Here is a 13,792-nt window from a genome sequence, read left to right on the forward strand (position 1 = left end):
GCGTCTGGATGGCGGGGTCCACGCCCCTCGGCAGGGGTGTGCGCCATGGCGCGGCCTCCGCGCCCGCGCGGTGGTGCGAACGGCCAGAGATCGAGCTGTTGTTCATCAGAACTCCGTTCGGTGGTGCCACAGGTTCGGCGAACCGGACGATTATGCCCACTATGCATCACATGAGTTGTTCATAGCCGATCTGTCCGTCCCGGACCGATATCGTCGGACATCTGTCCAGTTCAGCGGCGTGGTGAGGGGGATATCGAGCCGGACATGTGATCGGTACCACTCGGTCCGGGTTGGTAGCATGGCGGTTCCGACCGACCGGATGCGGGTAGCTCACCCCCGGCTTCATTCGAAAGAGTCTTCCATGCAGTTTGAAATCGTCGAGCGGGACGAGATATGGGTTGCCGGGCTGCCGGTGCGCAGCCCAAAGCGTGCGCTCGGAGAACTGCGTGACCGCGACCTGGAGGCCGCCTGGGCTGCCGTGCTGCACCAGGAGCTCGGCGGACCGCTGGCCAGCGCCTACACCGATTACACCGGGGAGCTCGGCACCTATAACACGCAGATCGTCGGCTATCAGTGCGCGTCCTTCGACGACGTCACCCGCGGTCACCTGGTCGCCCGGCTGCCGCGCGGCGCCTACGCGCGGTTCTCTTCGGTCGGTAATTTCCCGCAGGTGATGACCGACCTATGGACGCAGATCGCGTACGCCGAGGAACACAACCAGATCAAACGGACCTATACCGGCGATTTCGAGTGTTACCCGCACGCCTACAAGATCGATCTCTACCTGGCGGTCGACGCGTGATGAGCTATGCGATCGTGGTGCGAGCCGAGGCGATCTACGGCGGGTTGGTCGTCCCGAGGGTGCGTCCGAGCTTCAAGGTCAGCAACAGTGACCTGATCGAGTTCCTCAAGGACCGATTGCGCGACCGTGCGGGCGAGGATCGTCCGATGTACACGGTGTACGTGCCGGATCCGGCCGGGAACTACAACGCGGTGGTGTGCTTCGAGTACCCCTCCGCCGATGCCGTGCCGGTAGGCGACGTCCTGGTACGAGTGCCGAAAGGTGTCTACGCGCGCTTCGCGCCGAATGGCGACTATCACGATCCGGTGGAGGACGTATGGGCGCAGGTCGACGACGCGACGGCGTCGGCCGAGATCACCCGTGCCTACCGTGAAGAGATCGAGATCTGGCACGGACCGGAGTCCGTGGAACTGTTCATTTCCATCCTCGTCTAGCTTGCTGGTCGATAGCTACAGCAGAACCGACTGGTCTCTTCGTTATTTCCGATATTGAGTGCAGTGCCTCTGACCTGCGAAAACATCGCATGTACCGTAGAGTTTTCGGAAAGTTAGCCGGACGGCTGGTCAATTCCTGTCGGATGACGGATACTGCCCTGGGCAACTTCATCTCGGCTCATGGGCCGTGGGGGTGCTACATGAGGCTGGGCTATCGCGCATAACAGCGCGGCGATGGAGTAGGGACAACATGACTGTGGATCTGATTGCAGTCGTGCCGACGAACTCCCTTGGGCGGGGAGTGTTTCGGTATTACGACGCGCAATCCGAGTGTGCGTTCTTTGTCGCCGAACCGAGTGTTCAGCCGACGCTCTGGCACGGGTATCTCGATGGTGCGCTGGAGGTTTACCGGCGCTTCGGGGTCGAACACGCCCTCGAATACGAGGCGGTCGCCGACGGTCGGTCGACCGCGTTGGTCTTCGCGGCGCTCGACGCGAGCGGCGAGATGGTCGCCGGCGTGCGGATGCAGGGACCGTACACCGCTGCGCGACAGGCGCACGCGCTGGTCGAATGGGCGGGTCATCCCGGGGCGGAGCAGTTGCGCCGGATGATTGCCGATCGGATACCCGAAGGTGTGATCGAAGCCAAGGGTGCGTGGGTCGCCCGTTCTGCGCCCCACCGGGGCGAACTGAGCGCCGCGATTTCGCGCACGGTGCTGCACGGCGCGCGCCTACTCGGCGCGCGCTACGGTTTCGCCACGGTGGCGTCGTTCACCGTGCGCAGGCACCAGTCCTGCGGTGCCGTCCCCGCCGAGGGGATCCCGGCGGTTCCGTATCCCGATGAGCGCTACCAGACGGTTCCGCTGTGGTGGGATACCCGGTCGTATACGGCATTTGCCGAGGAATCGCAGCGGTCACTGGTGCAAGCCGAGCAGGACGTGCTCGGCATACCGCCCCCTCGGCCACCCGATGCGCCGTATGGGACCGGGCGGGGAGCGGAGGATCGGCGTGGACATGGCCTGTGATCGCACCCGAGTTGCGCTGCACCGGCCACTGATCCTCGATCGGGCCGATCCGGCCGACGCCCGAACTCTCGCCGCGCTGCGCGACGATCCACGCATCGAATTCACCGACCTGCGCGAGTTGCTGCGTGCTGAACTCGGCAAAATGGTTGCCGCACCGGATATTTCGGAGGGCCCCGAGGCGGATCGGTGGATCTACTATCCGTGGCGCGCCGCGGTGATCGGATTGCCGGGCAGGCGAACATTCCGAATGATTCGGCTGGATCGCAACCGGAACAAACTCACCAGAGCGGAACAGGATCGGCTGGCCGAAACTACGATCGGGATCATCGGACAAAGCGCCGGACACTCGATTGCGCATCTGCTCGCACTCGAAGGTGTTTGCGGCGGGTTGCGTTTGGCCGATCTGGACGAAATCGAGTTGTCCAATCTCAATCGGGTTCCGGGAACGCTGTTCGACATCGGCATCAACAAAGCGGTCGTGACCGCACGGCGTATTGCCGAACTGGATCCCTATCTGCCGGTGGAAATCTTCATTGCGGGAGTCGACGAGAATTCGGTGGACGCGTTCCTGGACGGTCTGTCGGTCGTCGTCGAGGAATGTGATTCTCTCGATATGAAGCTCGTGATCCGTGAGGCGGCGGCGCGGCACCGCATTCCGTTGCTCATGGAGACGAGCGACCGCGGTTTGCTGGATGTCGAGCGTTTCGATCGCGAACCGCAGCGCCCGGCATTTCACGGTTTGCTCGGCGACATTCGTGCCGCGGATCTGCGCGGTCTGACGCCGAGGGAGAAGGCGCCGTTCGTGGTGAAGCTGCTCGGCACCGCAGGGTTGTCGCCGCGGCTCGGCGCGAGCATGGTCGAAGTCGGGGAGACGGTGACCAGCTGGCCGCAGCTGGGCGGCGACGTCACCCTCGGCGCCGCGAGTGCGGTCGCCGCGGTGCGGCGCATCGGCTTGGGCATGAAGCTGGATTCCGGCCGCGTCCGGGTGGATGTGGAACGGCATCTCGACGAGTTGGCCGATCCACCGGCGGCCGACGAACCGGCGTGGGCCGAGGTGACGTCCGAATCGGTCGCCGGGCCCGTCGACAGCGTGCTGGCCTGCGCACAGCGGGCGCCGTCCGGCGGAAACATGCAGCCATGGTCGCTGCGCGTGGGGGCGAGCGACATCCATATCGAGCTGGCGCCGGAGTACAGCTCCGCGATGGATGTCGGCTATCGCGGCAGCGCCGTCGCGCTCGGCGCGGCCCTGTACAACGCGCGGGTCGCCGCGGCCGCGCACGGCATCCTCGGCCCGTACGAGTTCATCGAGGGTGCTCCGGGGTCCGGCGAGCTCGTCGCGCGCCTCCTGCTGGGCGGCGACCGGAATACGGAACTGGCCGCCGACTATCCCCGGGTGCTGCGCCGCGCGACCAATCGCCGGGTCGGTACCGGCGCCCCGCTCGCCGACGGCGTACTGGATTCCCTTGCCGCGGTCGCCGAATCGGTTGGTGCACATCTGCGCGCGGTGGTGGATCGTCCGAAAATCGAAGAAGCTGCGCGTTTGCTGGGTGATTCTGATCGAATTCGCTATCTCACGCCCCGTTTATACGAGGAAATGCTCGCCGAAGTGCGGTGGCCGGACGACGATCCGGACACCGGGATCGATGCCCGGAGCCTCGAACTCACCGACGACGAGTGGGCGGCGTTCGAGATAACCACTCGCGCCGACGTCATGGCGCAGCTGCGATCCTGGTCGGGCGGTGCGGCTCTGGGAAAATACACCGGCGACCGGGTGCGGTCCAGCTCCGCCATTCTGGCCGTGACATTCGACGCCGCCGGCCCCGGGTTGCGCCACTATGCGGAGGCGGGCGCGGCGGTCGCGCAGGTTTGGGTGCAGGCCGAACACCTCGGATTGTGTGTGCAACCGATTTCACCGGTATACCTGTATGCCCGACGCCCGGGCGAACTTACCGCGATTTCCCCCGACTTCGCGGATACACTAGCGTCACTTCAGCGTCGTTTCCTGAACCTGCTGGAAGTGCCTGAGCATGAGACCATGGCGTTGGTGCTTCGCCTGAGCTACGCCTCCGCCGCCACCGTACGCAGTAGGCGGCGTCCGGTGCTCGGCGTGGACACCAGTAGTTAACGCGATCGGAGACAATGTGCCACGGCGGACACTCGACTCATTGGTGACTCAGGTCGCCTCCGAGCTCATGGGTGTGGACGCCACGACCATGGTCGCCGCCACCGAGCGAGTGCTCGCTCAATTGGTCGAGTACTTCGACGTGGACTTCAGTTATGTGCGACACACCGACCGCGAACGTCGAGCAACCGTGCTCATCGCGGAGTGGCCGCACCGGCAGAACGTGCCCGACCCGGATCCGCTCGGCGTGATCTACTTCGATGGCGCCGACCCGGTGTTTCGTGCGCTGGAAAACGCGACCGAGCCGCTGATCGCGCGTCCGACCCCGCAGTTCGCCGATTACCAGGAGACCGTGCGCCGGGCGTCCGGCATCCCGGGGGTCACCTCGGCCGCCGTGCCGCTGCTGTCCAGGGGCGAGCCGACCGGCGCGCTCGGGTTCGTCAAAGCGGGCGATAGAGAATGGAGCACTCGCGAACTCAACGTGCTGAAGGCAATCGCGGCGCTCTTCGCGCAATTGCAGGCGCGGGTGGTCGCGGAGGAGCGGCTCCGGTATATCGCGCTGCACGACGATTTGACCGGCCTCGCGAATCGACGTGCGTTGCTCGAGCATATGGAGGACCGACTACGCGCAGGCAGCCCCGGCCCGGTGGCGGCGTTTTTCCTCGACCTGGATCGCTTGAAAGCACTCAACGATTTCCTCGGTCACACAGCCGGGGACAACTTCATTCGCACGCTCTCGACTCGGCTGCGGGAGAATCTGGACCCGAACGACATGATCGCCAGACTGGGCGGCGACGAATTCGTCATCGTTCCCGCCAAACCCATGGACGCGGTGGCCGCAGAGTACGAGGCCAACCGCATCCAGCAGTTGATCGCCCGGCGCGTCACCGTCGGCGGCGAGTCTGTCAGTCGGGGTGCCAGCGTGGGAGTCGCGCTCGGCATTCCCGGTGAAACCACCGTCGCCGATGTGCTGCGCCGCGCCGATCATGCGCTGCTGTCGGCGAAGTCGGGCGGTGGCAACGGAGTCGCGGTGTTCACCGACGCCATGCGCGCCCAATTCGAGCTCCAGGACGATGTGGAGCTCAATTTGCGCGGCGCGGTGTCGGACGGCTCGCTGTTGCTGCACTATCAGCCCGAGGTCGACCTGCGCACCGGCCGCATCGTCGCGCTGGAGGCGCTGGTGCGATGGTTGCACCCGACCAGGGGGTTGTTGCCGCCCGCCGCGTTCGTCACCGTGGCCGAGGCCACCAACCTGGCCGGTGAGCTGGGGCGCTGGGTGATTCGGTCGGCGTGTGCGCAGTTCGCGGAGTGGCGTCGTCGCGGCATGGCGGGGAATGTCGTAATGCGGATCAACGTGTCGCCGGTGCAATTGGTCAGCCTCGATTTCGTCGAGCGCATCGAAGACATCCTCCGGCTGTTCGGCATCGACGGAAGCTCGGTGTGTCTCGAGATCACCGAGCACGTCGTCGTCCAGGATCTGGCCAGGACCCAGGTCACCTTGCGCGGACTGAAGCGAATGGGCGTGCAGATCGCCATCGACGACTTCGGCACCGGGTACAGCTCGCTGTCGCATCTCAAAGCGCTGCCGGTGGACGCGGTGAAGATCGATCGCGGCTTCGTCCAGCGTCTCGGCGCCAGCACCGACGATCTCGCCATCGTGAAATCCATTATCGGCCTAGCCGGTTCGTTCGGGCTGGGCGTCGTCGGCGAGGGCGTGGAGACGGCGGTGGCCGCGCGCACCCTGGTCGGTCTCGGGTGCTACCGCGCACAGGGTTTTCTGATCGCGCGGCCGATGCCGGCCGAACAGGTCGAATCCCATCTCGCGGCCGGCCGGATTCCGCTCGACCTCGATCTTCCCCGAGCCGGTCGCGGGCTGCCCGCGCACTGAATCGCTGTTGCCGAGAGCAACCACGCCATGGTGGTGGTCCGGGTCGAATCCCGTTATCTGTTCTTTCACGGCTGTTCACGCGTCATTCGGCGCAGGTAACCCGATCCGCTGCACGATCGGCGCGTGCGCATAGTTCAGCTGGCGAACTTCTACGGCCCGCGTTCGGGCGGGCTGCGCACCGCGCTGCACCACCTGGGTGAGGGATATGCCGCCGCCGGACACGAAGTGGTGCTGATCGTGCCGGGTCCGCGACGGTCGGAGGAGATCCTGCCCACCGGGGTGGTGCGGATTACGCTGCCGGCTTTGGCCATTCCGTGGACCGGCGGTTACCGGGCCGCGGACCCGCGCCGGGTGGCCGACGTACTGGCAGGGCTGCGGCCCGACGTACTGGAGGTGTCCGACCGGCTGACGCTGCGCGGTTTCGGTCGCTGGGCGCGGCGGCGCGACGTGACCGGCGTGATGATCTCGCACGAGCGGCTCGACCGGCTGCTCGGCCAGGTGCTGCCCGGTCCGGTGGCGCGCCGCTGCGCGGACGTGGCCAACCGGCATACCGCCACCGAATACGACATGGTCGTGTGCACCACCCGATTCGCCCGGGAGGAGTTCCTGCGGATCGGTGCTTCGAACGTGGAACTAGTCCCGCTGGGGGTGGATCTGGAGCTGTTCAGCCCGCGGCGGCGCGATCGCAGGCTGCGGGCGGATCTCGGGGTGCCCGGACATCCGCTGCTGGTGCACTGCGGCCGGTTGTCGGTGGAAAAGCGGGTGGATCGCAGCATCGAGGCGGTCGGCGCGCTGCGTGCAGCGGGCATCGAGGCCCGCTTGGTGGTGGCGGGAGACGGTCCGCGCCGGGATGCGTTACAGCGGCGGGCGCGGATGCTGCCCGAACTGCCGGGCGGGGTGCCCGCCGTGCATTTCACCGGTTTCATCTCCGACCGGGCAATGGTCGCGAAACTGCTTGCCACTGCGGATGTCTCGCTGGCGCCGGGCCCGCACGAGACGTTCGGGCTGGCCGCGCTGGAGGCGCTCGCGGCGGGTACGCCGGTCGTGGCGAGCCGGTCCTCGGCACTGGCCGACATCCTGACCGCCGACTGCGGCGCGGTCGCCGCCGACCATCCGTCGGCCTTCGCGCAGGCGGTGACCGACGTGCTGGCCATGCCGCAAGCCGGACGGCGCCGAGCCGCGCGCAGCCGTGCCGAGCAGTTCACCTGGCCGCGGGCCGTGGCTGGGATGCTCGCAGTGCTAGGCCGCTGAGCGTCCGCTGGACTTCCCGCGTCGCGGCGGCCGAGGCACTGAAATCCCGCCGTCGAGCGATGCGGGACTTTGCCGAGCAGGTGTGCGCCGAACTCGGCAGCCCGGACGCGGTCATGTCCGCCCGGTTCAGCAGGCTGCTGGTTTCGACGGGCAGTTGAGGTGCACGTCGAGTACGCGGGCGCCGGGGCCTTCGGCGCCGAGCCGGTCGTGCTCGTTGACCAGGCGGCAGCTGCCCAGCGAGAGGCAGCCGCAGCCGATGCAGCCAGTGAGGTTGTCGCGGAGGCGAATCAGCTGAGTGATCCGGTCGTCGAGGTCGGCGCGCCAGACGGTCGACAGGGTCTCCCAGTCCCGCCGGGTGGGGGTACGGCCCTCGGGCAGCTGATCGAGGGCGGCCCTGATCTCGCTCAGCGGTATGCCGACGCGCTGCGAGATGCGGATGAAGGCAACCCGGCGCAACGTCTCGCGGGTGTATCTCCGCTGATTCCCGCTGGTGCGTCTGCTGGTGATGAGCCCTTCGCGTTCGTAGAAGTGCAACGCGGAGACCGCTACTCCACTACGCTCGGAGAGCTGGCCGGGGGTCAGCTCTTTCGCCCGCCAATCGGCTGTCGACATGCACACTCCTCCAATCACCCTCAACAATACTTCAGGTTAGGGTGAGCCGAGGGCGGATTCGGCGGCACGGGTGATCGGCAAATTTCGTGCTCTCCGGGCCGCGGCGAACTACGGTCTGATCATGGGAGCAGATGCTGTGTCCGCGCGGCGCGAGAGTCCAGGGGCGCAGGGACCCGAGCCGGACGATGCGCGCCTCGCGGTGACCTCTGAAGTCGGTTCGTTGCGCACGGTGCTCTTGCACCGGCCCGGCAACGAGCTGCGCAGGCTGACGCCGCGCAACAACGATCAGCTGCTGTTCGACGGCATCCCATGGGTGGAACGCGCGCAGCAGGAGCACGACACCTTCGCCGACGTCCTGCGCGAGCGCGGCACCGAGGTGCTGTTGCTGTCGGACCTGCTGGCCGAGACGCTCGCGGTCAGCGGCGCCGCACGCATCCAGGGCATCTCGGCGGCGGTCGACGCACGCAGGCTCGGGCACGCGCTGGCCGACGAGTTGGCCGCCTTCCTGCGCGGCGTGCCGGCCAGGGAACTGTCCGAACTCCTGATGACGGGCATGACGTTCGACGAACTGCCGTTCGGGCCGAACACCACCTCGCTGGTCCGGCGCATGCACCACGGCGCGGACTTCGTCATCGATCCGCTGCCCAATCTGCTGTTCACCAGGGATTCCTCGTTCTGGGTCGGTCCGCGCGTCGCGATCACCTCGCTCGCACTGCCCGCTCGGAGCCGAGAGACCTCGCTGACCGATCTCATCTACGCCTTCCACCCCCGCTTCCTCGGGGTGCGGCGTGCCTACGAATCGCACACCGCTCCGATCGAGGGCGGTGACGTGCTGTTGCTGTCCGAGGGCGTGGTCGCGGTGGGCGTCGGGGAACGCACCTCGCCCGCGGGTGCGGAAGCGTTGGCCCGCAGCCTGTTCGACGACGATCTCGCACACACCGTGCTGGTGCTGCCGATCGCGCAGACCCGCGCGACCATGCACCTGGACACGGTGTGCACCATGGTCGACGCCGACGCCGTCGTGATGTACCCGGCGGTGCGCGACTCGCTGTGCGCGTTCACGATTCACAAGGAGGACGACTACGGCGGACGGCAGGGAAGCGGCCGGGTCAGCATGCGCGGCCCCGATCCGTTTCTGCCCGCCGCCGCCGACGCGATGGGCATCGGCAAGCTGCGGGTGATCGACACCGGGCTGGACGGGGTCACGGCCGAACGCGAGCAGTGGGACGACGGCAACAACACTCTCGCCCTCGCCCCCGGCGTGGTGGTGGCCTACGAGCGCAACGAGATGACGAACGCCAGACTGGAAGACGCGGGCATCGAGGTGCTGCGCATCCCCGGTTCCGAATTGGGTTCCGGACGAGGCGGCCCCCGCTGCCTGTCCTGTCCGCTGTCCCGAGACGATGTGTGAGTACGCCATGTTCACCATCACGGTGTCGCACGAGTCGCCCGTGCCGCCCTACGAGCAGCTGCGCCTCGGCATCATCGCCCAGGTGCGGTCCGGCGGGCTGACAGCCGGAACCAAGATCCCGACCGTCCGCGCACTGGCCGCCCAGCTCGGCCTGGCCCCGAACACGGTGGCGCGGGCGTACCGCGAGCTGGAGGCCGACGGAGTGGTCGAAACCCGGGGCAGGCAGGGATCGTTCATCGGGTCGTCGGGTGACCCGACCCGGGACGTGGCGGGCCGGGCGGCCACCGCATACGTCGCGACGGTGCGCCGATTGGGGTTGGACGACGCCGCCGCTCTGCGATACGTGCAGGCGGCGCTGGAGTCCTGACGAGCAGCGGCGGCGCTCCGTACCCGCGCGATCCGAATCTCGCTGCACATCGATGCGGTCCCAGCGGCCTGCTCTCAGGATCGGCACCCCACACCTGGTGCCGCAGCTGCCGCCTCACGCAACCACAAGGCCCGACTCCCGTTTTCGAGCGCAGCGAGACCGAGCGTTGTTCGTTCGCGGTCGGGCTCGCGTCTGAGTGGCTGCCGTGTCTGCGACGAAGCCGCCAGTAGCGGTCGCTAGCCCACAGGGGTGTCGGCGAGCATAGGTGCTGTGGTTTCCGCATTGCGTGACCACTGGGCCCGACTCCCGTTTTCGAGCGTAGCGAGACCGAGCATTGCAAATCAAACACAGCTACCGCCAGCTGGGCAGCCAGAGGTGGTCGTGCCAGTTGCTCGGTGTGATCGGCAGGGCCGTGAGTATCGGCCAGAGCCAGATGAAGTTGGCGATCACGAGCCCGAGATAGAGACACACCGCGAGCAGACCGAGGGTGCGCCGTTCACTCGGCGCCGCGGAGAGGTATGTGCCGACGGGGCTGCGTGGTATCGGGCTCGGGCGCGCCGGGCCCAAGATGTCGCCGAGCACCAGCGCCACACCCATCACCAGGAACGGAGCCATCGGGACGGCGTAGAAGTAGTACATCTGCCGATCGAGGGTGGCGAACCAGGGCAGCAGTGCCGCACCGTAACCGACCAGCACCGCGCCATAGCGCCAGTCCCGGCGGACCAGGCCGCGCCACAGCATCCAGGCCAGCGCCGGAACCGCGATCCACCAGAGGGCGGGCGTCCCGATCAGCATCACGGCTTTCACACATTGGGTCTGGCCACAGCCGGTGACGCCGCTGTCGGCGTAGTAGTACAGCATCGGGCGCAAGCCCATCGGCCAGGTCCAGGGCTTGGACTCCCAGGGGTGATGGTTGCCCGCCGAGTTGGTCAGCTCGGTGTGGAATTCCAGCGATCTCGCGTTGAAATACCAGAGCGAACGCAGAGCGCCCGGCACCACGTGCGACCAGAATCCGCCGGTGCCGATCGGGTCCGTCGGAGCCGATGGATTGCCCGGCATGTACCGGTACACCCCGGTCTCGCTGGCGAACCAGGCCCAGTAACCGGCCAGATAGACGCCGAGCGGCACGAGCACCAAGGCGTACAGCGCGGGGCCGATATCGCGCACGGCAACGCCGAGCCACGGGCGGCGGACCCGGTAGGCCCGCCGCGCCGAGAGATCGAAGTAGACGCTCAGGAGACCGAAGGCGGCAATGAAATAGATGCCGGACCACTTGGTTCCGCAGGCCAGCCCGAGCAGCACGCCCGCGCCGAAGCGCCACCAGCGCACACCGAGGCGCGGCCCCCAGTCCGTCCCGCCGATCCGGCCCTCGGCGTCCGCCCGGGCGATCCGGGCGCGGACCTCGTCACGATCGACGATGAGACAGCCGAAGGCGGCGGTCACGAACAGCGCCATGAAGATGTCGAGCATGCCGATGCGCGACGAGACGAAGGTGACCCCATCGGCGATCAGCAGGATGCCCGCGATCGCGCCGATCAGGGTGGAGCGCGCCATCCGGCGCACGATCCGGATCACCAGCAGCACCAGCACGGTGCCTGCGACCGCGGCGGTGAAGCGCCAGCCCCAGCCGTTGTAGCCGAACATCGCCTCGCCGATCGCGATGACCTGCTTGCCGACCGGCGGGTGCACCACCAGCCCGTAGCCGGGATTGTCCTCCACCCAGCCGCCGGTGAGCATCTGCCAGGCCTGCGGGGCGTAGTGCTTCTCGTCGAACACCGGGGTGCCCGCGTCGGTCGGATAGTTGAGCATCGTGAAGCGCGTCACCGCGGCGATCGCGGTGAGGAACGCCGTCACCAGCCAGCCGCGTAGCCGGTCGGTCGGCCCGAAGTCGGGTGAGGGCCGCAGCGGCGCGGGACTCGACCAGGAAGGCACGGCCCCGAGCCGTGCGGTCGCGCGCTGGTCGGTCACCTGAGTCACGCCCCGATCGTATGCTGTGCCGCCTCTCCGGGTATCTAGGTTCTGTCTCGAAGTGGTGAGGGCTGGCCTGTGGCCGGTCGTCTCACGAGTGTCGAAGCCATTGGTTGATGACAGCGATGTGGATCGTGGCTTGGTAGCGGACGGCGAGTTTGTCGAACCGGGTGGCCACGGCCCGATGCTGTTTGAGCTGGTTGATGCCGCGTTCGACAGCGTTGCGGTCACGGTAGATCACCGGATCGAACGTCGGCGGCCGCCCACCGGCCCGGCCGCGGCGCAGCCGGTTCGCGGCCTGATCGGACGGGACCGGGATCGTTGCTCTGATCCCGTGACGACGTAACCACTCCCGGTTACCGCGACTGGAATACGCCTTGTCGGCCAACACCCGCACCGGCCGCACCCGCGGACGTCCGCCTCCGAGTTTCGGCACCGCGATACCGTCCAACACCGCCGTGAACTGAGGACTGTCACCGGCCTGACCCGCGGTGACCAGCACCGACAACACCCGGCAGCCCTGCTCACACGCCAGATGCAGCTTGCTGGTCCACCCACCCCGAGAGCGCCCCAACCCGTGATCGGCCGGCTCGCGTTCACCAGGCCCGGCTGGCGGTTCGGCCTGCCGGTCGCTGTCGCGGCGCCCACCAGCAGCGTGCTGGTGGGCCCGAGCGATCGTGGAGTCCACACTGACCTGCCAGTCGATCACCCCGGCCGCGTCGGCCAGCACCTGCAGCGATGTCACGATCGCCGCCCACGCGCCGGCTCGCTGCCAGCGTCGGAACAATCCGTAGACCGCTTGCCAGGACCCGTACTCGGCGGGAACGTCGCGCCATGGCACCCCGGCCCGGGTCCGCCACCGGATCCCGTCGATGAGCTGCCGTTTCGTCCACTTCGGCGGGCGGCCCGCCTTCTTCGGTCGAGGCAGCAACGGCTCCAACCGCGCCCACTGGGCATCGGTCAGATCCGCCCGCCCCGCCACCGCTACGCTGGGCACGAGGTCTCCGGGACTATTCAGGTTTGCTTGGTCGCTAACCCGAAATACCGGAGACCTCACCCATATGCCAAAGCGGCCAACAACTTTCACCGAACATGCTGATGGGTGGCACCGCACAGCGGTGCCACCCATCACTTCACTTCGAGACAGAACCTAGGCCGTACTAGTGGGGTGGTGGGGGATTTGCGTTCAGGTCCTGCGTTGGGTGGTGTGCGAGTTTTGGGCGTACCCGGTGAGTTGCTCACCCGCCTCTCCGGGTCTTTAGGCCGTACTGGTCGGGTGGTGGGGGGATTGCGTTCAGGTCCTGCGTTGGGTGGTGTGCGAGTTTTGGGCGTACCCGGTGAGTTACCCATGTACTTTCGAGATCAGCTGTTGCGTGGTGAGATCGGTGGTTGCGCATTTTCCGTATCCACGTGGATTGTGTGCGTGCCTTGTGGTCTCGCGTGTTGGGTCGGTGAGGTTGGTCACTGGCGTATTCGGGAGGGGCAGGGGTGTTCGCTGTGGTGGTGGATACGCTGCTCGGTGTGGATCACCGTGACCGTCATGGTGTTGCGCCGCCATGGCAACAGGTCATCGCCGGAACCAATGTCGGACGGCCGATCACATGGGACCGAACTGCTTGCCGCTCATACCCTACGGGGGTATATTGCGTATGTCGGGGTACCCCCCGGCCGTATAAATGGAAGCTGATGAAGGAGTCGGATATGCCCACTACCACCTACACCGTCACCGGGATGACCTGTGGGCATTGCGTCGGCTCCGTGCAGGCCGAGATCGGCAAGATCGACGGGGTGACCGGGGTCGACGTCGATCTTGCCAGCGGTGCGGTCCGGGTCGACAGCACCGCGCCGATCGCCGAGGCCGATGTCGTCGCCGCCGTCGATGAGGCGGGCTACGAAGTCGCAGTCTGATCGCC

The 13,792-nt window shown here is 67.0% G+C and carries 12 protein-coding genes; 9 read left to right on the plus strand and 3 right to left on the minus strand.

All coding sequences use genetic code 11. The features are described from left to right. The first annotated feature begins 361 nt into the window (after positions 1 to 361). The 6 genes from OHA40_RS20205 to OHA40_RS20230 all read left to right on the plus strand — a co-directional run bounded on the left by OHA40_RS20205 (position 362) and on the right by OHA40_RS20230 (position 7,521). Complete coding sequence (locus OHA40_RS20205; protein ID WP_330234286.1) at positions 362 to 802, plus strand: GyrI-like domain-containing protein; 441 nt, start codon at positions 362 to 364, stop codon at positions 800 to 802. After that, a complete protein-coding gene (locus OHA40_RS20210; RefSeq protein WP_330228463.1) occupies positions 802 to 1,236 on the plus strand; it encodes an effector binding domain-containing protein in 435 nt (144 codons plus the stop codon). Before OHA40_RS20205 ends, OHA40_RS20210 begins: the two co-directional genes overlap by 1 nt. A gap of 250 nt (positions 1,237 to 1,486) precedes the next feature. Then, positions 1,487 to 2,260 carry a hypothetical protein gene (locus OHA40_RS20215; RefSeq protein WP_330228464.1) on the plus strand — a complete coding sequence of 258 codons (774 nt, stop codon included), beginning with the start codon at positions 1,487 to 1,489 and terminating at the stop codon, positions 2,258 to 2,260. Then, complete coding sequence (locus OHA40_RS20220; RefSeq protein WP_330234287.1) at positions 2,250 to 4,385, plus strand: Rv1355c family protein; 2,136 nt, start codon at positions 2,250 to 2,252, stop codon at positions 4,383 to 4,385. Before OHA40_RS20215 ends, OHA40_RS20220 begins: the two co-directional genes overlap by 11 nt. Positions 4,386 to 4,428: 43 nt before the next feature. Next, complete coding sequence (locus OHA40_RS20225) at positions 4,429 to 6,270, plus strand: putative bifunctional diguanylate cyclase/phosphodiesterase (RefSeq protein ID WP_330234288.1); 1,842 nt, start codon at positions 4,429 to 4,431, stop codon at positions 6,268 to 6,270. 123 nt (positions 6,271 to 6,393) lie between these two features. Further along, positions 6,394 to 7,521, plus strand: coding sequence for a glycosyltransferase (locus tag OHA40_RS20230; protein ID WP_330228465.1), 1,128 nt, complete (start codon positions 6,394 to 6,396; stop codon positions 7,519 to 7,521). Positions 7,522 to 7,647: 126 nt separating this feature from the next. On the opposite strand, the gene soxR is transcribed toward OHA40_RS20230, so the two are convergent. Then, positions 7,648 to 8,133, minus strand: a complete 486-nt coding sequence (gene soxR, locus OHA40_RS20235) for a redox-sensitive transcriptional activator SoxR (protein WP_330228466.1) — start codon at positions 8,131 to 8,133, stop codon at positions 7,648 to 7,650. Between the two features lie 121 nt (positions 8,134 to 8,254). On the opposite strand from soxR, the gene arcA reads away from it, so the two are divergent. Together arcA and OHA40_RS20245 are read left to right on the plus strand one after the other, a co-directional pair. Beyond that, positions 8,255 to 9,544, plus strand: coding sequence for an arginine deiminase (arcA, locus tag OHA40_RS20240; RefSeq protein ID WP_330228467.1), 1,290 nt, complete (start codon positions 8,255 to 8,257; stop codon positions 9,542 to 9,544). Positions 9,545 to 9,551: 7 nt separating this feature from the next. Next, on the plus strand, positions 9,552 to 9,911 hold the full coding sequence (locus OHA40_RS20245; RefSeq protein ID WP_330228468.1) for a GntR family transcriptional regulator: 360 nt from the start codon (positions 9,552 to 9,554) through the stop codon (positions 9,909 to 9,911). Between the two features lie 351 nt (positions 9,912 to 10,262). Here the strand turns inward: OHA40_RS20245 and OHA40_RS20250 are convergent, their stop codons facing one another. Further along, a complete protein-coding gene (locus tag OHA40_RS20250) occupies positions 10,263 to 11,888 on the minus strand; it encodes a dolichyl-phosphate-mannose--protein mannosyltransferase (RefSeq protein ID WP_442943767.1) in 1,626 nt (541 codons plus the stop codon). A gap of 82 nt (positions 11,889 to 11,970) precedes the next feature. After that, entirely contained in the window at positions 11,971 to 12,876 is a 906-nt protein-coding gene (locus tag OHA40_RS20255) for an IS5 family transposase (protein ID WP_330228469.1), read from the minus strand. Positions 12,877 to 13,580: 704 nt separating this feature from the next. On the opposite strand from OHA40_RS20255, the gene OHA40_RS20260 reads away from it, so the two are divergent. Beyond that, positions 13,581 to 13,787: a heavy-metal-associated domain-containing protein gene (locus OHA40_RS20260; RefSeq protein ID WP_330228470.1), complete on the plus strand. Its 207-nt coding sequence runs from the start codon at positions 13,581 to 13,583 to the stop codon at positions 13,785 to 13,787. Positions 13,788 to 13,792: the final 5 nt, after the last annotated feature.

It is taken from the genome of Nocardia sp. NBC_00508 (genome assembly GCF_036346875.1).
Classification (GTDB): domain Bacteria; phylum Actinomycetota; class Actinomycetes; order Mycobacteriales; family Mycobacteriaceae; genus Nocardia.